At 64.3% G+C, this 19,560-nt stretch carries 17 protein-coding genes; 7 read left to right on the top strand and 10 right to left on the bottom strand.

Annotated features, from left to right (window positions below; all coding sequences use genetic code 11):
• Window positions 1–29: 29 nt before the first annotated feature.
• Entirely contained in the window at window positions 30–278 is a 249-nt protein-coding gene (locus AB3X86_RS05110) for a hypothetical protein (protein WP_035491217.1), read from the bottom strand.
• A gap of 231 nt (window positions 279–509) precedes the next feature.
• Window positions 510–1,763 carry a cupin domain-containing protein gene (locus AB3X86_RS05105; RefSeq protein WP_368595149.1) on the bottom strand — a complete coding sequence of 418 codons (1,254 nt, stop codon included), beginning with the start codon at window positions 1,761–1,763 and terminating at the stop codon, window positions 510–512.
• 32 nt (window positions 1,764–1,795) lie between these two features.
• Here AB3X86_RS05105 and AB3X86_RS05100 point away from each other — a divergent pair, with 32 nt between their 5' ends.
• The gene (locus AB3X86_RS05100; protein ID WP_129959440.1) at window positions 1,796–2,338 is read left to right on the top strand and encodes a peptidylprolyl isomerase; all 543 of its coding nucleotides are present in this window, start codon (window positions 1,796–1,798) and stop codon (window positions 2,336–2,338) included.
• On the opposite strand, the gene AB3X86_RS05095 is transcribed toward AB3X86_RS05100, so the two are convergent.
• From AB3X86_RS05095 to AB3X86_RS05080, 4 genes are all read right to left on the bottom strand, one after another.
• A complete protein-coding gene (locus AB3X86_RS05095; protein WP_368595148.1) occupies window positions 2,318–3,754 on the bottom strand; it encodes a hypothetical protein in 1,437 nt (478 codons plus the stop codon). The genes AB3X86_RS05100 and AB3X86_RS05095 overlap by 21 nt on opposite strands.
• Window positions 3,720–6,407 (bottom strand): DNA mismatch repair protein MutS, encoded by a 2,688-nt coding sequence (gene mutS / locus AB3X86_RS05090; RefSeq protein ID WP_368595147.1) that lies wholly within the window; start codon window positions 6,405–6,407, stop codon window positions 3,720–3,722. Before mutS ends, AB3X86_RS05095 begins: the two co-directional genes overlap by 35 nt.
• 107 nt (window positions 6,408–6,514) lie before the next feature.
• Window positions 6,515–7,813 (bottom strand): lysophospholipid transporter LplT, encoded by a 1,299-nt coding sequence (gene lplT, locus AB3X86_RS05085; RefSeq protein ID WP_368595146.1) that lies wholly within the window; start codon window positions 7,811–7,813, stop codon window positions 6,515–6,517.
• 217 nt (window positions 7,814–8,030) lie between these two features.
• Window positions 8,031–8,834 (bottom strand): inositol monophosphatase family protein, encoded by an 804-nt coding sequence (locus AB3X86_RS05080; RefSeq protein WP_368595145.1) that lies wholly within the window; start codon window positions 8,832–8,834, stop codon window positions 8,031–8,033.
• A 334-nt stretch (window positions 8,835–9,168) separates the two neighbouring features.
• Here AB3X86_RS05080 and AB3X86_RS05075 point away from each other — a divergent pair, with 334 nt between their 5' ends.
• A complete protein-coding gene (locus AB3X86_RS05075) occupies window positions 9,169–9,999 on the top strand; it encodes an RNA methyltransferase (protein WP_176125682.1) in 831 nt (276 codons plus the stop codon).
• A 262-nt stretch (window positions 10,000–10,261) separates the two neighbouring features.
• On the top strand, window positions 10,262–11,104 hold the full coding sequence (gene cysE, locus AB3X86_RS05070; protein ID WP_368595144.1) for a serine O-acetyltransferase: 843 nt from the start codon (window positions 10,262–10,264) through the stop codon (window positions 11,102–11,104).
• A 45-nt stretch (window positions 11,105–11,149) separates the two neighbouring features.
• Here cysE and AB3X86_RS05065 read toward each other — a convergent pair whose 3' ends face one another.
• The 4 genes from AB3X86_RS05065 to AB3X86_RS05050 all read right to left on the bottom strand — a co-directional run bounded on the left by AB3X86_RS05065 (window position 11,150) and on the right by AB3X86_RS05050 (window position 14,067).
• Window positions 11,150–11,947, bottom strand: a complete 798-nt coding sequence (locus AB3X86_RS05065) for a UDP-2,3-diacylglucosamine diphosphatase (RefSeq protein WP_368595143.1) — start codon at window positions 11,945–11,947, stop codon at window positions 11,150–11,152.
• Between the two features lie 63 nt (window positions 11,948–12,010).
• On the bottom strand, window positions 12,011–12,505 hold the full coding sequence (locus AB3X86_RS05060) for a peptidylprolyl isomerase (RefSeq protein ID WP_013089755.1): 495 nt from the start codon (window positions 12,503–12,505) through the stop codon (window positions 12,011–12,013).
• Window positions 12,506–12,643: 138 nt separating this feature from the next.
• Window positions 12,644–13,225, bottom strand: a complete 582-nt coding sequence (locus AB3X86_RS05055; RefSeq protein WP_368595142.1) for a peptidylprolyl isomerase — start codon at window positions 13,223–13,225, stop codon at window positions 12,644–12,646.
• Between the two features lie 50 nt (window positions 13,226–13,275).
• Complete coding sequence (locus AB3X86_RS05050) at window positions 13,276–14,067, bottom strand: tetratricopeptide repeat protein (RefSeq protein ID WP_368595141.1); 792 nt, start codon at window positions 14,065–14,067, stop codon at window positions 13,276–13,278.
• Between the two features lie 250 nt (window positions 14,068–14,317).
• Here AB3X86_RS05050 and cysS point away from each other — a divergent pair, with 250 nt between their 5' ends.
• The 4 genes from cysS (at window position 14,318) to tilS (ending at window position 19,492) form a co-directional block, all read left to right on the top strand.
• Window positions 14,318–15,715 (top strand): cysteine--tRNA ligase, encoded by a 1,398-nt coding sequence (gene cysS / locus AB3X86_RS05045; protein ID WP_368595140.1) that lies wholly within the window; start codon window positions 14,318–14,320, stop codon window positions 15,713–15,715.
• Between the two features lie 47 nt (window positions 15,716–15,762).
• Complete coding sequence (locus tag AB3X86_RS05040) at window positions 15,763–16,866, top strand: DNA-3-methyladenine glycosylase (protein WP_368595139.1); 1,104 nt, start codon at window positions 15,763–15,765, stop codon at window positions 16,864–16,866.
• A 128-nt stretch (window positions 16,867–16,994) separates the two neighbouring features.
• Entirely contained in the window at window positions 16,995–17,966 is a 972-nt protein-coding gene (locus AB3X86_RS05035; RefSeq protein ID WP_062129671.1) for an acetyl-CoA carboxylase carboxyltransferase subunit alpha, read from the top strand.
• A 53-nt stretch (window positions 17,967–18,019) separates the two neighbouring features.
• Entirely contained in the window at window positions 18,020–19,492 is a 1,473-nt protein-coding gene (gene tilS / locus AB3X86_RS05030) for a tRNA lysidine(34) synthetase TilS (protein WP_368595138.1), read from the top strand.
• Window positions 19,493–19,560: the final 68 nt, after the last annotated feature.

Genomic DNA, 19,560 nt, shown 5'->3' with positions numbered 1-19,560 from the left:
GAGCCGTCGCAACGTCGAGCAAGCGCAGCTTACTGGCTTGCGCCTGCAGCCGGCGATGCTGCGACTGCCGGCGATGCTGCTTCAGCCGGGGATGCTGCTTCTGCGGGCGATGCTGCTTCTGCCGGGGATGCTGCGACTGCCGGCGATGCTGCTTCTGCCGGGGACGCGGCAGCAGGCGCGGACGCAGCATCTGACGGAGCAGCGGCTTGTTCGCTCTTATTGCATGCAGCGAGTGCCACAGCTGCCAACAGGGATGCTACGAGGAGGGATTTCTTCATGATCACGTCCTTTTATGGTTTAAAGGTAAGCAACAGCGCAAAATAAAACCGGTAATGTGCTCCAACACCGACCTGGGCCGCTGGTGGAGATGCTCTTTCGAGAGCTGGAATCTTCCCTACGGCTTGGGCGGAAATTATATGCACTTTCGTACTGACAGTCGATAAATCCGGGGTCAATACGTTGTCTTTCTCATACAAAATTTCACTGTACGGTATAGCACGTGGGCAGAGTTACGCAAGCTCGCCCACCTGTATCCAGCCCGCACGATACCACTCGTGTAGCAGGGATGTCACAGATGAATCGTGCGATAGTGTTACAAAGCGTTTCGCACTCATGGACCTCTGATTCGCGAGATCAAACAGCCATCTTTTCGCACCGTTCCACGTCATTTCTTCTCCATTTACGAAGAAAAAACGACGTTCATACAACAGGTTGGTCTTGCGATCGAGCCGTAGACCGGATTTCGATGCGACGCCGATGAAACGGGCTTCGTTGAGCGGCCGTTGCGGCGGATCAAAGACGACACTCGGCTTCGGTTCGCTGAGATACGTACCGAGGAACGACGCAATGTCCTGCTCATTCCATCGCACTCTAGCAAGCATCGCGCCCACCCGTTCCACCAGCGCCGTGGGCAGCTCGGCCGGCCGCTCGACGGCGGGCTGCAGCGGATCGCGGTAGAGGGCGCTGGCCTTCCCTGTGGCCTCTCCGCGCTCGGCCAGGTGGTACAAAAACTGCGCAGTCAGTTCTCTTTCCGACGGTGCGCGAAAACCGATCGAACAGGTCATGCATTCGCCCTCGGCGATGCCGTCGTGCGCGATGTGCGGCGGCAGATACAACATGTCGCCGGGCTCGAGCACCCACTCCTCGTCGTCTTCGAAGTGCTGTAAAACTTTCAACGGCAAGCCGGGCTGCAGCGTCAGGTCTTTTTGCGCGCTAATACGCCAGCGGCGCTTGCCTTTTACTTGCAAAAGAAACACATCGTAGGAATCGAAGTGCGGACCGACGCCGCCGCCATCGGTCGCATACGAAATCATCAGGTCGTCGAGACGCGCGTCCGGCACGAAGCGGAAACGGTCGAGCAACGCGCGGGCGCGATCGTCATGCAGGTCCACGCCCTGCACGAGCAGTGTCCACGCGCGCTGTTTGACGGACGGCAGTTCGTCGGGCGCAAACGGGCCGTGCTCCAGCTGCCATTTGTTGCGGAAGTGCGTGATCAGGCGCGCTTCGACGTCGTCCTGATCGGCCAGCTCGAACAACTCGTCGCGCGACAGAGGCGCTTCGACGTCCGGAATCGCCTGACGGATCAGCAATGGCTTTTTCTGCCAATAGCGGCGCATGAATTGCGAGGGGCTCAGATGGCCGAGCAGTGCGGTCGGAATGTCGGGCGAGGGCGGAAGAATGGGCTGCGTGGCCGGCTTTGCAGCAGACGGCGAATTGCTTGCCGAACGTGCATCGACCGGGAGGTGAGTGGGCCGCCTGGGCATCGTATAATGTGAGTTGTATTCTGGAGAATCGAATGAAAATCGCAAAGAACACCGTCGTGTCGGTCGCGTACAAGCTGTCGGATGCGCAAGGCAATCTGATCGAGGAAAGCGAAGAGCCGATGGTCTATCTTCACGGCGGCTATGATGGCACGTTCCCCAAGATCGAGGAAGAGCTCGACGGCCACGAGGCTGGCTTCGAAACCCAGATCCAGCTCGAACCGCAAGACGCGTTCGGCGAATACGATCCCGAGCTTGTGAAGATCGAGCCGCGCGATCGCTTCCCGGAACCTCTCGAAGTCGGCATGCAGTTCGAAGGCACCCCGGAAGATGGCGACGAGGAAATCGATGCGCTGGTCTACGTGGTGACCGACGTCGCCGAAGACAAGGTCGTGCTCGACGGCAACCATCCGCTCGCCGGCATGGCGCTGCGTTTCGCGTTGACCGTCAAGGACGTGCGTCCGGCAACTGAAGACGAAATCCAGCACGAACACGCGCATGGCGCGGACGGCCTCGAAGTCCTCGACGACGACGAAGACGAGGACGAAGAAGACAACTCAAAACCGACCCTGCACTGAGCTTGCGGGCGTGCGCGGTGTCGTCGCGGGGGCAGGCGGCACCGACGCCGGCAACGCTGGCGAGGCTGGCAGTATCGACCCCGGCGGCATCGAGATCGCGGGGCCGTAGTCGCCGCCGCCCTGGTCGGACGGGATGTGCGGCTGCTGGTCCTGCGACTCTCCAGGTGTCTGCAATACGGGCGGCAATTCCGACCCCGGCCCGAACCCTTCCACATTCGGCATCTCCGGCGCAGCCGGCATCGACGCGCCGGATTCGTCACGCGGCGATACGGGTGGCAAGACCGGCGGCGTGGTGGGCAGCGGCATCTGCTTCGGCACGTCGCGCACGCTGACTCTGAACGGCGGCTTAGCGGCGAAGTCCGCTTCTATCTGAATCCATTGGTTGAGACGATCACGCGGCGCGAGCGCAATGCGCGTGAGGTTCGTCACGACCATCCCCTTGTCGTTGCGTAGCGGCTGATCGATGACGAAAGCTCCGGCCTGCCGTTCGTCGTCTGCATGCACGACGACCACGGGTCCGGGGAAAATCTGCGCGAGCTTGACCAGACTGCGCTTGAATTCGAGAAAGCCGTCGCGGCGCGGACTGTGCGCAAAGTGCAGCCAGGCGAACCGTTCGGGTCGCTCATAGCGCTCCGGGTCGAAATCACCCTGAATGAATACGACCATCGCGCGCGCGTCGCGGCGCTTCGCGTATTCGGCCGCGTGCTCGAGCCAGAATGCATTGGCGATCACGCGATCTTCGAACTCGCCGTTGCGGCCGCCCGCGCTCAGGAAGTGATTGTTCGGACCCGGCGCGTTCAAACCGATGAAGACGACGTCGCCGCCTTTGGTATTCGCTTTTTCGTTGACCACCCAGCGCACGTTTTCGCGAAATGGACGGAAGCGCGATACCTCGCTCTCGCGTGTCAACGCGATCGGGTTCTGTCCCATCGAGGCCGGATCGGCGAACAGCGTTTGACGCAATTGGTCGAGCCGTTCGACTGGATCGAAGCCACCGGCTTCCGCCGTGCCGCAATCGGCCCAGTCATGCTGGCCGGGGATAAAGAAGAGGGCAGTGCGCGAGCTGTCGAGCAAGGCCTGACGGCGCTCGAACAACGCGTCGCGACACACTTCCTTCGGGCCCTTCAGATTGCCGTCGTAGACGATGAAGCGCACGTCGCGCTCGCGGCCGATCGCATCGAGCAACCGTTGCGTGGCGGCTTCGTCGGCGGGGCTGTGCATCGTGCCGGAAATCACCGCGAACCCGAAGCGCGAGGCCTCGGCGTGCGCCGGCGCGCCCCATGCGCACACCATTGCGAGCACGACGATGCCGCCTGCCGGTGCGAGCACGTGACGCAGCGCCGCGCGAATCCCCCGCGGGCGCGGCAGGCGTCTGCGCATGTCAGTGGCCCGCATCCGGCGCGACGGCCAGTTCATGCAGTTCGTACAGCAGATCGAGCGCTTCGCGCGGCCGCAGATCGTTCGGATCGATGCCGCGCAGACGCTCGACGAGCGTCAGCATCGCGGGCGACGCAGGCGTTGCGTCGCTCGCCGCCTCGAGGTCGTCGTCCGCATCTTCGGCGAGCATGGCAGGCTGCGTCGCAAACAGATCGAGTTGCGGCGCGGGCTGCGCGGCCGATTGCTGTTCCAGATGCGCGAGATGCTTGCGCGCCGCGCGAATCACCGCGTTGGGGACGCCGGCGAGTTGCGCGACCTGCAGACCGTAGCTCTGATTGGCCGGTCCTTCGTTGACAGCATGCAGGAACACGATGCCGTGCCCATGCTCGACCGCCGAAAGATGCACGTTGGCTGCGTGCGGAAACTCCGCGGGCAGTTGCGTCAGCTCGAAATAGTGCGTCGCAAACAGCGTGTAGCAGCCGTTGTGGGATAGCAGGTGACGCGCGATCGCCCACGCGAGCGCGAGGCCGTCGAACGTCGATGTGCCGCGGCCGATCTCGTCCATCAGCACGAGGCTTTGCGGCGTTGCGTCGTTGAGGATCGCGGCGGCTTCGGTCATCTCGACCATGAAGGTCGAGCGGCCGCCGGCGAGGTCGTCGGCCGCGCCGATGCGCGTGAAGATACGGTCGATCGGTCCGAAGGCCGCGCGCCGCGCCGGCACGTAGCTGCCAACATATGCAAGCAGCGCGATCAACGCGGTCTGGCGCATGAAAGTCGACTTACCGCCCATGTTCGGACCGGTGATCAACAGCAGCTTGCGCTCGGTCGCGAGCGTGCAATCGTTGGCGATGAACTGCTCCACCTGCGCCTCGACCACCGGATGCCGCCCCTGCTCGATGTCGATGCCGGCGTTCGCCGAGAACGTCGGCGCAACCCAGTCGAGCGCGCGAGCGCGTTCGCCGAAGGCGGCCAGCAGATCGAGTTCGGCAAGCGCGAGCGCGACGCGCTGACAGTCGGGAATGAACGGCAGCAACGCTTGCAGCAACGCGTCGTACAGCGCGCGTTCGCGCGCGAGCGCGCGTTCCTGAGCGGACAGTGCTTTATCCTCGAAGGTCTTCAGCTCGGGCGTGATGTAGCGCTCGGCGTTCTTCAGCGTCTGCCGACGGCGATAGTCGTCGGGCACCTTGTCGGTCTGGCCGCGCGTGACTTCGATATAGAAGCCATGCACCTTGTTGTACTCGACGCGCAGGTTGTTGATGCCGGTGCGTGCGCGTTCGCGTGTTTCGAGATCGATCAGGAACTGTCCGCAGTTCTCCGAAATATCGCGCAGTTCGTCGAGCTCGGCGTCATAGCCACGCGCGATGACGCCGCCATCGCGCACCATCGCGGCCGGCTCCTGCGCGACCGCGAGCTTCAGCAAATCGACGCACGCGTGCGGCGGTTCGAGCGCCGCGTCGATGCGCGTGAGCGAATCCGCGTTCGCTGCCACCGCCGCGAGCTGCGCGCGCAAAGCAGGCAGCGCGATGAAGGTATCGCGCAGGCTCGACAGATCGCGCGGTCGCGCCGACAGCAACGCGAGACGTCCGGTGATCCGTTCGATGTCGGAAATCTGCCGCAATGCGCTGCGCAACGTATCGAGATCGGCGTTTGGCGGTGCGTCGAGCAACGCGCCGATCGCCTGCTGGCGTGTTTGCGCCACCGCCGAATCGCGCGGCGGATGATGCAGCCAGTGACGCAGCAGGCGGCTGCCCATTGTCGTGCAGCAGGTGTCGAGCAGCGAGCACAGCGTTGGCGATTCGGTGCCGCGCAGTGTCTCCGTGAGTTCGAGGTTGCGGCGCGTGGCCGGATCGAGGCCGATGTATTCGGATTCGGATTCGACCTTCAGGCTGCGCACGTGACGCAGCTGCTGGCCTTGCGTAGACGCCGCATACAGCAGCAACGCGCCGGCCGCGCCGCACGCGCAGCCGAGCGAATGCGCGCCGAAGCCGTCGAGGCTCGCGACTTCGAGCTGATCGCACAGGCGCTTCGTGCCCGACGTGATATCGAAGTGCCAGGCCGGCACGCGCTTGAGCGCGCTGGCATTGACAGGCGGTGTCCAGCTGGTCGAGTCGGCGGCGGCATCGGCGACCAGAATTTCCGCGGGACGGATGCGCTCCAGCGCGGCGGCGACCTGATCGGGCGCGACTTCGGCGAGGCGCAGCGCACCGCTCGCGAGATTGAGCCACGCGAGACCGACGCTCGTCGCGACGCCGCGGCGATTGTGCGCGACGCACAGCGCGAGCAGATAGACGTCGCTCTTGTCGGACAGCAGCGCGGCGTCGGTCAGCGTGCCGGGCGTGACCACGCGCATGACCTTGCGCTCGACCGGGCCTTTCGAGGTGGCCGGGTCGCCGATCTGTTCGCAGATCGCGACCGATTCGCCGAGCTTCACGAGCTTGGCCAGATATTGTTCGACCGAGTGATGCGGCACGCCGGCCATCTTGATCGGATTGCCTGCCGATGCGCCGCGCTGCGTGAGCGTCAGGTCGAGCAGACGCGCGGCTTTTTCCGCGTCGTCGAAAAAGAGTTCGTAGAAGTCGCCCATCCGGTAGAACACCAGCGTGCCCGGATGCTCCGCCTTGATGCGCAGGTACTGCTGCATCATGGGCGTGTGTTGTGCGACGTCGTTGGCCGCTGCGGTTTGAATGCCCATCCTTCGTGTCTTCTTGCGGTAGATGCTCAGGGCGTGAGTTTAACCCGCCGGCGCGATGAGGGGACCCTGGCCGAACGGAGGATGCCCAACCCGGGAGCCGGATGCGTTCATTCCTCGATCATCGCCCGCATGTCCACTCTGCGTTCGTTCGTGGCGCTGCGGCGTTTCGCGAGCCACATCAGCAGCGTGATGAAGCTGCCGAACACGACGATGATCCACTGCGCGGGCATCTTTGCCGTGAGCAGCAGCGCGTACACGCCGAGCATCAGTAGCACCGCGAGGTTCTGGTTGAAATTCTGCACGGCGATCGAGTGACCGGCCGAAAGCAGCGTCGCGCCGCGATGCTGCAGGACCGCGTTCATCGGCACGATGAAAAAGCCCGACAGCCCGCCGAGCACGATCATCAGCGGATAGGCCAGCAGAATGTAGTAGGGCGCGACGTGCGTGCCGAAGCGCAGGCCCGCGCCCGGCGGGAACAGGTCCTTGTTGTAGAAGGCCATCGCGATCGCCACCGCACCTGTGAGCACGCCGACCGGCAAAACCTTCAGCGAGTGTCGCAACGGAATCAGCGCGGCCGCACCCGCCGCGCCGATCGCGATGCCGATGCCGGTCACGCCCTGCATCACCGCGGCTTTCGACAACGACAGCCCAAGGTTCACGTTCGCCCATTTGAGCACCAGCAGCTGCATCGTCACCGCGGCGCCCCACATCAGCGTGGTCACCCACAGCGCGATCTGCGCGAGCTTGTCGGCCCACAGCACGCGGAAGCAGTGATGGAAATCGCCGAGCAGCTTGCTCGGCTCGGTCAGCCGGTTCGGATAGCGCGCGCCGGTATCCGGAATGAAGATATTGATCGCGGCGGCGATCGCGTAGGTAAGCATGACTGCGGCCATCGCGAGATCGGCGGCGGAGTGCATCAGCGGCATATGCACGCGCTTGACGAAATGCTCGACGACGGTGCTGATCAGCGCACCACCGAGCATCGTGCCGACGATCGTCGACAGCACCGTCGCCGATTCGAGCCACGCGTTCGCGCGCACGAGCTTTTCGGCGGGCAGCAGCTCCGTGAGGATGCCGTACTTGGCGGGCGAATACGCGGCCGCGCCGAAGCCGACCACGCCGTAGGCGATCATCGGATGAACGCCGAGGATCATCATCAGACAACCGCTCGCCTTCAACGCGTTGGAGATGAACATCACGTGGCGCTTTTGCATCGAATCGGCGAACGCGCCGACAAAGGGCGCGAGCAGCACGTACGAGATCGTGAAGAAGATCTGCAAGAGCGGCGTAACCCACGCGGCGGAGCGCATCACGGAAAGCAGCGCGATGGCTGCGATCAACAGCGCATTGTCGGCCAGCGACGAAATGAACTGCGCCGCGATGATCGTATGGAAGCCTTTTTTCATGGGGCCGGTTGGAGGCTGCGCCCGGGGTGAAAGTCGGACAGGGTCAAAGCGGTAGGGAGCACAGAACGGTCCCGGCCGAGTCCCGTCCCGAGTCACCGCGGCTTTTTTTTTGGCGCGACGCTCCGGCACGCCGCAGCGCCGCCAACAAAAAAGCGGCTGAAGCCGCTTTTCCGCACAACCGTTATGCGTGGCCGCGGACCGGCCACGGCGGTGCACCTTACGCCGACTGCTGACGCGTGCGGCTGTAGCGCGACAGGATCGGGATCATCTGCGCGTAGACCTTCGGGTTGCCCGCGACGACTTCGCCGACGTGCAGGAAATCCGAATCCCCGGTGTAGTTGCCGACCAGACCGCCGGCTTCGGTGATCAGCAGGCTGCCCGCCGCGACGTCCCATGCGTTCAGGCCCTGCTCGAAGAAGCCGTCCATGTGGCCGGCCGCGACGTTGGCCAGATCAAGCGCGGCGGCGCCCGGACGGCGCAAGCCCGCGCAAGCTTGCGTCATCTCGGCGAACTGACGGCCGTACGATTCGAGGCTGTCGGACTGGCGGAACGGGAAGCCGGTGCCGATCAGGCAGTCGGCGAGGCGGTCACGCTTGGCGACGCGGATGCGGCGATCGTTGAGGAACGCGCCACGGCCACGCGATGCGGTGAACAGATCGTTGCGGGTCGGATCGTAGACGACGGCTTGCGTGACGATGCCCTTGTGCGCGAGCGCGATCGACACGCAGTAGTACGGGAAGCCGTGGATGAAGTTGGTGGTGCCGTCGAGCGGATCGATGATCCACTGGTATTCGGAATCGTCGTTCGACTTGCCCGATTCTTCGGCGAGGATGGCGTGATCGGGATAGGCGGTCTTCAACGTTTCGATGATCGCCGCTTCGGACGCTTTGTCGACCTCCGTGACGAAATCGTTGTGCTGCTTTTTGCTGACCTGAATCAGGTCGAGATCGAGCGATGCGCGGTTGATGATCTGAGCTGCGCGGCGCGCGGCCTTCACAGCGATATTGAGCATGGGATGCATAAACTGATCCTTGTGCCGGGGCAGCACGGCTGCCGGCCGGTAAATAAGCGCGAAACCTGCGCTGACGGGCGCCGCAACGACGCAAAAACAGCACGGAACGGCAGCCGGCTATCCAGCCGGAGCGCCTTCCGTCGACGGAGACGAATTGAATAAGAACGGTGCGGCTGGTTCGACGAAGGCTTCAGCAAACGTCGGCGCCGGACGCGAAGAGCGGTATTTTACCTGAGTCCGGCCGCCCTCGCGCAGGTGCTCGCTAACGTGGAGCGGATGTGCCGCACGGGCGCCCGTTGGCGCTACCATACGCGTCTTGAGTTCTAGCCAGCCGAGTTTCATCGTGGATCACACCCACCATTCCTCCGACCCCGCCGTGGCCGATTTGCGCGGCGGCTTCACGTCGACGCGTTTCGTGCTGGTCGAGCCCAGCCATCCGGGCAATGTCGGCGCCGCGGCGCGCGCGCTGAAAACCATGGGCTTTTCGCGGCTCGTGCTCGTGTCGCCGCGCGTGCCGAACGTGCAGAACGATCCCGAAGCGATCGCGATGGCGAGCGGCGCGGACGACGTGCTCGCCTCCGTGCACGTGGTGCCGTCGCTTGCCGATGCGCTGACCGGCGTGCACTGGTCGATCGCGCTGACCGCGCGGCTGCGCGAATATGGACCGCCGCAATGGACGCCGCGTGCGGCTGCCGCCGCCGCGCACGCAGAGGCGATGCACGGCGAGATCGCGCTGGTGTTCGGCAACGAGCGCACGGGCTTGTCGAACGAGGACGTCGAGCGATGCAGCGCCATCGCGCATATTCCGGCCAATCCGGCCTACAGCTCGCTCAATCTCGCGCAGGCGGTGCAGGTGCTCGCCTACGAGCTGCGCACCGCGTATCTCGGCGCCGATGAAGCGACCGACGGTGCGCCCGCCGCAGGGGCACGCGTAGCGCCGGCCGAATCCGCCGGTACGCGCGCGCAGATGGCAGCGAGCGACGAGATCGAGAGCATGTTCGCGCATCTGGAAAGCGCGCTGATCGCGCTCGAGTTTCTCGATCCGGCCAATCCGAAGAAGCTGATGTCACGGCTGCGGCGGCTCTTCGCGCGCTCGGGCCTCGAGCGCGAAGAGGTCAACATCGTGCGCGGCATCGCCAAGCACATCCTGCTCAAGACCGGGCGGACCGGCTGACGCTCGTTGACGAGCCCGTCGCGGCGCACCTGTTGCGCCGCGTTCATCTGACGACAACCTTGCAGGTGACGGGGACTTCCGGCAGGTTTCGCGCAATCGCCCTACAATCCACGAAACGTTAGAAGCAAAGCTGCCGCCGTGCTAAGCGGCAGGCATGCCGTCACGCGTGGCGCGAAATGCACAGGCCCGCGCGAGCGCTAAGCGCGCGGACCCGCTCACGCAGACGGTTTTTCCTTTCCCCCAAAACAACACAGTCCCAGCCATGTTTACGAGACTTCGCGAAGACATCGCCACGATCCGCGAGCGCGATCCCGCCGCCCGCAGCGCATGGGAAGTGCTCACGTGTTATCCGGGGCTGCACGCGCTCGTGCTGCATCGGATCGCGCACGCGTGCTGGCGCGCGAAGCGCCGTTGGCTCGCGCGTTTCGTGTCGCAGATGGCGCGCTTCATGACCGGGATCGAGATCCATCCGGGCGCGACCGTCGGGCGGCGCGTGTTCATCGATCACGGCATGGGCGTCGTGATCGGCGAGACCGCGCAGATCGGCGACGACTGCACGATCTACCAGGGCGTGACGCTCGGTGGCACGTCGCTCACGCGCGGCGCGAAGCGGCATCCGACGCTCGAGCGTGGTGTGATCGTCGGTGCGGGCGCGAAGGTGCTCGGCGGATTCACGATCGGCGCGGACGCGAAGATCGGCTCGAACGCGGTGGTGACGAAGCCGGTACCGGCGCGTGGCACGGCGGTCGGCAATCCGGCGCGGATCATCGTGCCGGCGTCGCTCGCCGCGGACGCGAACGGCGCCACGGGTGCGAACACGAATGCGGACAACGCCGCGCGTGACGCGAAGCGTGGCAGCGAAATCAGCGCGTTCTGCGCCTACGGCATCACGCCCAATGCCGACGATCCGGTGTCGCTCGCGATTCACGGTCTGATCGATCATGCGGCTACCCAGGCGCGGCGCATCGATGAAATCGTCGATGCGCTCGAGCGGCTCGGCACGAGCCTCGAAGGGCTGCAAGGCGCGGATGCGGCGTTGCTCGATCTGCGGCGCCTATCGGCGGCGATCGCGGGGAAGGTGGAAGGGGTGGCGGCGGAGCGCTAGGTATCGGCGCTTCGACAGCGCGAAGCGCATGCCGTACTTACCAGGTCAATCCAGCGGCAACGCCCGAATCCCGTCGACATCGATCTTCAGATAGCCGCCACGGCGCTCGCCGTGATCGAGATCCCAGTCCGGCAGAACCCAACGCGTGCCGCCCGGTTCGCGATGCCGCGCGGGCAGATGTGTATGCCCGTGAATGATCGTCGCGCTCTTCGATTTCCTGAACAGCGCGGCGACGCCTCGCGGGGTCACGTCATACTTGACCGACATCGGCCGCGTGCGGCCGTGCTCGCTCTTCGAGCGCATATTCTCGGCGAGCTTGCGACGCCACCGAAACGGCCACGCGAGAAACAGTGTCTGCGCGAGTCGATTGCGCGCGAAACACCTGAACAACTGATAGCCGCGATCCGCGGTGCACAGACCATCGCCGTGGGCGAGCGCAATGCGCGTGCCGAACGCGGTGATCACGAATGGATCGGGGAGCCAGATCGCGCCGGCCGCTTTCATGAAGCGCTTGCCAAGCAGAAAGTCGCGATTGCCGTGCATGATGTAGAGCGCGATGCCGCGCTCGGACAGCGTGTGCAGCAATGCGGCAATACGGGCGACGAACGGCTCGCTCAGCATGTCGTCGCCGACCCAGTATTCGAACAGGTCGCCGAGGATGAAAACCGAGTCGGCCGCTTCCGCGTTCACGCGGATGAAGTGCTCGAACGCGGCGACCGTGCGCGGAATCGCCTCGCTCAGATGTAGATCGGAGAGGAAGAAAAAAGGGCGCGCAGCGTGCGGGCGTGGGCCCTCGCCTGGCACGCCCGCGGCGATGCTTCGCAGCGGCGTCTCTTGCAGCATTGAAGGTGCCTGATTTCAGTTCAAACGAGTCGACGCCCGCATGGGGCGCGACTCACTCACGGCTTAGCCGACGACGACAGCCTTTTCGATCACGACGTCATCGACCGGCACGTCCTGATGGAAGCCCTTCGAGCCGGTCTTGACCTTCTTGATCTTCTCGACCACGTCCATGCCTTCGACGACCTTGCCGAACACCGCGTAGCCCCAGCCTTGCGGCGTCGGCGACGAGTGGTTCAGGAAGTCGTTGTCGTTCACGTTGATGAAGAATTGCGCGGTCGCCGAATGGGGATCGTTGGTGCGCGCCATTGCGATCGAGCCGTTCTCGTTCTTCAGACCGTTGTTTGCCTCGTTGGTGATCGGCTCGGCCGTCGGCTTCTGCTTCATGCCGGGTTCGAAGCCGCCGCCCTGGATCATGAAGCCGTCGATCACGCGGTGAAACACCGTGTTGTCGTAGTGGCCGGCCTTCACGTAGTTCAGGAAGTTCTCGACCGACTTCGGCGCCTTTTCGGCGTTCAGCTCGAGTTTGATGACGCCGTGGTTCGTATGCAGTTCAACCATGATGGAATCCTTTGATGAACAGGTGGATAAAAGGCGCGTCGCGTCGTCATGCGCTGACGACAGGCCGCGCCGGGGCGTTGGTTGGGGCCGGGCTTCGGCCGCGCGGATTCGCTTGCTCGTGCGCCCGCTGGTTCGTCGTTACTTGCTCACCATCGTCGCCGACTGGATCACGACCGGTTTCTGCGGCACATCGCTCATCGGGCCGCGCGTGGTGGTGGGCGTGGCTTCGATGCGCTTCACGACGTCCATGCCGCTCGTGACCTTGCCGAACACCGCGTAGCCGTTGCCGTCCGGATTCGGGTAGTCGAGATTGGCATTGTCCACCGTGTTGATGAAGAACTGCGCGGTGGCGGAATTCGGGTCGCTGGTGCGTGCCATCGCGATCGTGCCCGCGGTGTTCTTCAGACCGTTGCGGCTCTCGAGCGGGATCGGCGCGCGCGTCGGCTTCTCGGCGAAGCTCTGCGTATAGCCGCCGCCCTGAATCATGAAGCCCGGAATCACGCGATGAAAGATCGTGCCGCTATATTGGCCGGCCTTCACGTAGTCGAGAAAATTCGCGACCGTCTTTGGCGCCTTCTCGGGATACAGCTCGACGCGGATGTCGCCCTCCGACGTCTTCAACAGCACGGAAGGATGAGCGGCCTGCGAACCGGACTGTGCAAAGGCGGGTGCGTTTGCGATCAGGGCGGCGCTGCCGAGCGCCAACATCAACCATTTCATGAAAATCCTCGGGGTTGGAGAAAACGTGCGGCAAGCAACGAGCCCGACGCTCAGCGCGACGGCGCCATGTACGGCGGCATGGCGAGCGAGCCGTTCGGGCCGCCGAACTGGAAGCTCGGGCTCTCAGTGATGTTCGACGTGGGGTGCGCGGCGGGCCCGGTGGTCTGTTCGGCGGCGGGCTGCGACGCCGCGGCAGCGGGCGCAGCCGGCGACACGACCTTCTGGATGTCCGCGAGACGCTGCGCGGTCCTCGGGCTAGCCTTGCCGAGGCTTTCCGCGCGACGGTACGCGGCATCGGCGAGGCGCAGATAGAGGTCGCCGAGGTTCTCGAACGCGAGCCCGTAGTTCGGATTGACCTGGGTGGCCATTTCGAGCGCTGCGCGCGCTTCGGTCAGGCGCCCTTGTCTTGCGAAGAGCGTGGCGAGGTTGTTGTACGGCTCGGGCAACTCGGGATACAACTGCGTGAGTTCGGTGAACGCAGTGATCGCTTCGTCGTCGCGATTCAGATGCACGAGCACGTTTGCGCGTTTGAATTTAGCTTGTGCGTCGCGCGGGTTTGCGGCGACGCGCGCATCGAGTTGGGTCAGCGCGGCTTGCCAGTTTTTCTGCGCGATCGACGCGTCGATTTCCGGCGTGTTGTCGCGCACGGCGGGACCTTGCGGCATCACCGCCGCCTTCTGCGCAAAAGCGCTCGCAGCCGGCACCGCGGCTAGCGCGGCAACGACGGTGATACGCCACGCGAGGGCGCGCGCAGCTTCGAAAGTAATGCCGCCAACAACGTCGCCAAACGCAGTCGCGGCGAGGGTCGCAGCGCTGCGCGCGCGGCCGCTGGAGTGTTTCATAGGCTCAGGTCAGGATGTTATACTCCGAGCCATTCTAACAAAAGGTCTGCGCGTTCCGTCGAACCGCCGACTGTCTTTTCGCCACTCGTGGCCGTCTCCGCCCGGTTCGCAGTATCGTCTGCAGCCTGATCGCCGCACGAGGTGCGCCGGTTTAAGCTGTATGCGACGCACCCGTTGTCCTGTTGGTTTCGCGGGTCGCGGCGCGCATGAAGCACAATGCGGACTTCTTTCGGCCCACGCACCGCTCTCTATGGAATCTCTGCGCATCTACAACACGCTCGCGCGTGACAAACAGACTTTCGTGCCGCTGCGCGAAGGCGTCGTGCGGATGTACGTCTGCGGGATGACCGTGTACGACTATTGTCACGTCGGTCATGCGCGGGTGATGGTCGTGTTCGACATCGTGCAGCGCTGGTTGCGCGCGCTTGGGTACAACGTGACCTACGTGCGCAATATTACCGATATCGACGACAAGATAATCAAGCGTGCAGTCGAGAACGGTGAAACTATCAAATCGCTGACTGATCGCTTCATCGCCGCGCTGCATGAAGACGCGGACGCGCTCGGCATCGAGCGTCCGGACATCGAGCCGCGCGCGACCGACTTCATTCCGCAGATGCTCGGCATGATCGAGGCGCTCGAGAAAAACGGCTACGCCTATCAGGCGAGCGACGGCGACGTCAATTACGCGGTACGCAAATTCGCAGGCTACGGCAAGCTGTCGGGCAAGTCGCTCGAAGACCTGCGTGCGGGCGAACGCGTCGCGGCCAACGACGCTAAACAGGACCCGCTCGACTTCGTGCTGTGGAAGCAGGCGAAGCCCGATGAACCGGCCGACACCGGCTGGGATTCGAAGTACGGGCGCGGTCGTCCCGGCTGGCACATCGAGTGCTCGGCAATGGGCTGCACGCTGCTCGGCGAACAGTTCGACATTCACGGTGGCGGCCAGGATCTGCAGTTTCCGCACCACGAAAACGAGATCGCGCAAAGCGAGGCCGCGACCGGACAAACATTCGTCAATTATTGGATGCACAACGGCTACGTACAGATCGACAATGAGAAGATGTCGAAGTCGTTGAACAATTTTTTTACGATTCGCGAAGTGCTCGCGCAGTACGATGCAGAGGTGGTGCGTTTCTTCATCGCGCGCGCGCATTACCGCTCGCCGCTGAACTACAGCGACGTGCATATCGACGACGCGCGCAATGCACTCGCGCGTTTGTACACGGCGTTGAAAGACGTGTCACCCGATAGTGCCGCGCTCGACTGGAACGAAGCGTACGCGCAGCGTTTCCAGGCAGCGATGAACGACGACTTCAACACGCCGGTGGCCGTGTCGGTGCTGTTCGAACTGGCCACTGAAGTGAATCGCACGCGCGAGCCCGCGCTGGCCCGTCAATTGCGCGCGCTTGGCGCGGTGCTCGGGTTGCTCGGACGCGAACCGCGTACATACCTGCAGCAGGCAGCGGGTGCTGCAGCCGAAGGCGCGCTCGAGCCCGCCGCGATCGAAGCGAAGATCGCCGCGCGCATCGCCGCCAAGCAGGCAAAAGACTATGCGGCAGCAGACCGGATCCGGGCTGAATTGCTCGAGGCCGGCGTTGCCCTCGAAGACAAACCCGGCGGGTTGACCGAGTGGCGGCGCGTGTGAGCGCACCTCGTACTTCCCTCTGAACGACTCGCCAGGCAGGAGGCAGGATGGCAACGGCCACGAAGACGCCGGCTAAACGCGCGGCGTCTCAAACCAGTGCGGCAGCCGCAGCATCGGCTACCGCAGCCAAGTCGACGCGTGCGTCGACTCGCGCGGGCGATGGCGCGGTAGACAAAGCGTCATCGATAGCGGGCGGGGCGGCGAAAGCCGGCTCGGCCGCGGCAAAGAAGAGCGCGGCCAAACGCTCGCTCAATGGCGCCGGCGGCGCGGGCACTGAAGCCGCGCACGCGCCGGTTGCGAAGCGCGCGAAAACGGCGTCGCGGGCGAAGGGCAATGGCGCGGTGCCGGCCGAGCTCGCCGGCGACGTGCAGGAACTCGCACGCGATACGAACGCAGGCGAAGTCGTGCGCAAGACACGTATGTCGGCCGCCTCGGCGAGCACGGTCAGCGCCGGCGGCGAAGCGGCCGGTGTCGCATCGCTCGCGAACGAAGTCGCGGTGCCGGTGCAGATCGGCGGCCTCGCGCCTGAAGTCACGCGTCCCGCGTATTGGGATAAGGCGTGTGCGGACCTCGTCAAGCGCGATCGCATTCTGAAAAAGCTGATTCCGAAGTTCGGCCCCGTGCATCTTCTGAGTCGTGGCGATCCGTTCGTCACGCTTGCGCGCTCGGTGGTCGGCCAGCAGATTTCGGTCGCGTCGGCGCAGGCGGTGTGGGCGAAGGTCGAAGCCGCGTGTCCGAAGCTCGTGCCGCAGCAGTTCATCAAGCTCGGTCTCGAGAAGCTGACCGCGTGCGGTCTGTCGAAACGCAAGGCCGAGTACGTGCTCGATCTCGCGCGGCATTTCGTGTCGGGCGCATTGCACGTCGGCAAATGGACATCGATGGACGACGAGTCGGTGATCGCCGAACTCACGCAGATTCGCGGCATCGGCCGCTGGACCGCGGAGATGTTCCTGATCTTCAACCTGTCGCGTCCCGACGTGCTGCCGCTCGACGACCTCGGCCTGATCCGCGCGATCAGCGTCAACTATTTCAGCGGCGAACCCGTCACGCGCAGTGAAGCGCGCGAGGTTGCCGCGAACTGGGAGCCGTGGCGCACCGTGGCGACCTGGTACATGTGGCGTAGTCTCGATCCGTTGCCGGTCGACTACTGAAGAAGAACAGGAGGCGAAGCCGTTTCAAAGACTATCGTGTATATCATGTCGATAGTTGAGAAATGGTTTTGACATCGGCTCGCGCGGTTAGAATACGCGCTGCCCGGTAAGTCCAAGGATTACAACCAATGAAGACCACGTTTCTGGATTTCGAACAGCCGATCGCTGAACTCGAAGCGAAGATCGAAGAATTGCGCTTCGTGCAGGACGACTCGGCCGTCGATATTTCGGAAGAGATCGAGCGGCTGTCCAAGAAGAGCCAGCAGCTCACCAAAGATCTGTATGCGAACCTCACACCTTGGCAGGTTTCGCAAATCGCCCGTCATCCGCAGCGTCCGTACACGTTCGACTACGTGAGCGAACTGTTCACCGACTTCCATGAACTGCATGGCGACCGCAGCTTCGCGGACGATCTGTCGATCGTCGGCGGTCTCGCGCGGTTCAACGGCCAGGCGTGCATGGTGATCGGTCATCAGAAGGGCCGCGACACCAAGGAGCGCGCGCTGCGCAACTTCGGCATGCCGCGTCCGGAAGGCTATCGTAAGGCCGAGCGTCTGATGCGCCTCGCCGAGAAGTTTGGCCTGCCGATCTTCACGTTCATCGACACGCCGGGCGCGTACCCCGGCATCGGCGCGGAAGAGCGCGGCCAGTCCGAAGCGATCGGCCGCAATCTGTACGTGATGGCCGAGCTGAAGACGCCGCTGATCGCGACGATCATCGGCGAGGGCGGCTCGGGCGGCGCGCTCGCGATCGCAGTGGGCGATAGCGTGCTGATGCTGCAGTTCTCGACCTACTCGGTGATTTCGCCGGAGGGTTGCGCGTCGATTCTGTGGAAGAGCGCCGCGAAGGCGCCGGAAGCAGCGGAAGCGCTCGGCTTGACCGCGCATCGTCTGAAGGCGCTCGGTTTGATCGACAAGATCGTCAACGAGCCGCTCGGTGGTGCGCACCGCGATCCGAAGGGCATGGCCGCGATGCTGCGCCGCGCGCTCGCCGATTCGCTGCGCCAGTTCCAGGGCATGAGCATCAACGACCTGCGCGAACGCCGTTTCGAACGGCTGATGGCGTACGGCAAATTCAAGGAAACGACGCCGGGCGCATAAGCCCGCGCGTTGACCTGTCTTCATCGTCCACCGGCGCTTGCCGCGCTAACGACGTGACCACCACCGCCGACTCATCCGCCGAGCGCCTCGTGACCGAGGCGCTCGGCGCGGCGCTGTCCGGGCTCGATCCGAACGCGCGGATTGCGCTCGCATTCAGCGGCGGCGTCGATTCGAGCGTGCTGCTCGATGCGGCGGTGCGCGTCGCCGGCGCATCGCGTTGTGTCGCTCTGCATGTGCATCACGGTTTGAGTCCAAATGCCGATGCGTGGCTCGCGCATTGCGAGGCATTCGCGCGCGAACGTGGCGTGGAATTCGACGCGCGACGCGTGGACGTTTCGCGCGCGCCGGGCGTGAGCATCGAGGCTGCGGCACGCGACGCGCGTTATCGCGCGCTCGACGCGATGTGCGCAACGCACGGAATCAGCACGCTATGGCTCGCGCAGCATGCGGACGATCAGGCCGAGACCGTGCTGCTGCAACTGCTGCGCGGCGCGGGTCTCGCGGGGCTCGCGGCGATGGCGCCCGGCTCACTGCCGACGGGTGCGTCGACGACACGTATGCGGCCGCTTTTGCATTTGCTGCGCGCGCAACTCGAACATTATGCGAGCGCGCGCAAGCTGCGCTGGATCGACGACGAATCGAACACGGACACGCGTTACGCGCGCAACGCATTGCGTCATCAGGTGATGCCGGTGCTCGCGGTGCACTTTCCGGGCTTTCGCGATGCGCTCGCGCGCACGGCCGCGCATGCGGCGTCCGCGCAGCGCTTGCTCGATACGCTCGCGCGCGCGGACATGGAGAGCGCGGCGTCCGATGAAGGACGCGCGCTCGCGCACGACGCGCTGCTCGCTCTCGACGACGATCGCGCGCTGAATCTGCTGCGCTACTGGATGCGCACGCTCGGCTTCGTCGCGGCATCGAGCGCACGTGTCGCGGATGCGCTGCGGCAGTTGCGCGAAGTCGGTGCGGGACAGGACGGACATCGTCTGCGTATCGATCATGCGGGGCATGCGTTGCGCAGTTATCGCGGCCTCGTGTACTGGGAGGCCGGCGACAGCAGCGAGCCCGCCGACGAAACCGCGCTCGTCGAGCGTGAGATCAGCGAACTCGCGTGGCAGGGGCAAGAGGTCTGGCATCTGCCGCAATGGCGCGGCACGTTCGTGTTCGCGGTGGTGGATGCAGCCGCTGCTTCCGACGTCGCCGACGCATTGCACGAAGCGCCACGCGGCGAAGCATTGGATACCGTTCCCGTCAGCGTCCTGCAACGTGCTTCTCTAAGCGTGCGGGCGCGCCGCGGCGGCGAGCGCATGCGCGTCGGTGCGTCGAACACGTCGAGCCGCACGCTGAAGAACCTGTTTCAGGAGCGCGGCATTCCCGCATGGAAGCGCGACGTGCCATTGCTTTACGTCGGCGATGAACTGCTGTTCGTGCCGCTGATCGGCGTGAATCGTCGGACGGTGCGCGACGCATCCGAGCGCGAAACGCGCGTGAAGATCGCCTGGCGAGAAGATCTGCTGATCGCCTGAGTGCCGGTCGGACAGTCGCGCATGCCGCGCGGGGGCATGTCGAAATAGTGAAATAGGGTGCAAATCAA

This window comes from Paraburkholderia sp. BR14374, from assembly GCF_040948685.1.
Taxonomy (GTDB): Bacteria; Pseudomonadota; Gammaproteobacteria; order Burkholderiales; family Burkholderiaceae; genus Paraburkholderia; species Paraburkholderia youngii.
Note: the sequence above shows the minus strand (reverse complement) of the source record. Positions and strands in the feature narration are given on the sequence as shown.

Bases quoted from the DNA above. Each gene is read 5' to 3' on its own strand.
- AB3X86_RS05065 (WP_368595143.1), bottom strand. From the start codon at position 11,947: ATGCTGCAAGAGACGCCGCTGCGAAGCATCGCCGCGGGCGTGCCAGGC.
- AB3X86_RS05105 (WP_368595149.1), bottom strand. From the start codon at position 1,763: ATGCCCAGGCGGCCCACTCACCTCCCGGTCGATGCACGTTCGGCAAGC.
- mutS (WP_368595147.1), bottom strand. From the start codon at position 6,407: ATGGGCATTCAAACCGCAGCGGCCAACGACGTCGCACAACACACGCCC.
- AB3X86_RS05100 (WP_129959440.1), top strand. From the start codon at position 1,796: ATGAAAATCGCAAAGAACACCGTCGTGTCGGTCGCGTACAAGCTGTCG.
- AB3X86_RS05050 (WP_368595141.1), bottom strand. From the start codon at position 14,067: ATGAAACACTCCAGCGGCCGCGCGCGCAGCGCTGCGACCCTCGCCGCG.
- AB3X86_RS05110 (WP_035491217.1), bottom strand. From the start codon at position 278: ATGAAGAAATCCCTCCTCGTAGCATCCCTGTTGGCAGCTGTGGCACTC.
- AB3X86_RS05060 (WP_013089755.1), bottom strand. From the start codon at position 12,505: ATGGTTGAACTGCATACGAACCACGGCGTCATCAAACTCGAGCTGAAC.
- AB3X86_RS05035 (WP_062129671.1), top strand. From the start codon at position 16,995: ATGAAGACCACGTTTCTGGATTTCGAACAGCCGATCGCTGAACTCGAA.
- AB3X86_RS05040 (WP_368595139.1), top strand. From the start codon at position 15,763: ATGGCAACGGCCACGAAGACGCCGGCTAAACGCGCGGCGTCTCAAACC.
- cysE (WP_368595144.1), top strand. From the start codon at position 10,262: ATGTTTACGAGACTTCGCGAAGACATCGCCACGATCCGCGAGCGCGAT.
- AB3X86_RS05055 (WP_368595142.1), bottom strand. From the start codon at position 13,225: ATGAAATGGTTGATGTTGGCGCTCGGCAGCGCCGCCCTGATCGCAAAC.
- lplT (WP_368595146.1), bottom strand. From the start codon at position 7,813: ATGAAAAAAGGCTTCCATACGATCATCGCGGCGCAGTTCATTTCGTCG.
- AB3X86_RS05095 (WP_368595148.1), bottom strand. From the start codon at position 3,754: ATGAACTGGCCGTCGCGCCGGATGCGGGCCACTGACATGCGCAGACGC.
- cysS (WP_368595140.1), top strand. From the start codon at position 14,318: ATGGAATCTCTGCGCATCTACAACACGCTCGCGCGTGACAAACAGACT.
- AB3X86_RS05080 (WP_368595145.1), bottom strand. From the start codon at position 8,834: ATGCATCCCATGCTCAATATCGCTGTGAAGGCCGCGCGCCGCGCAGCT.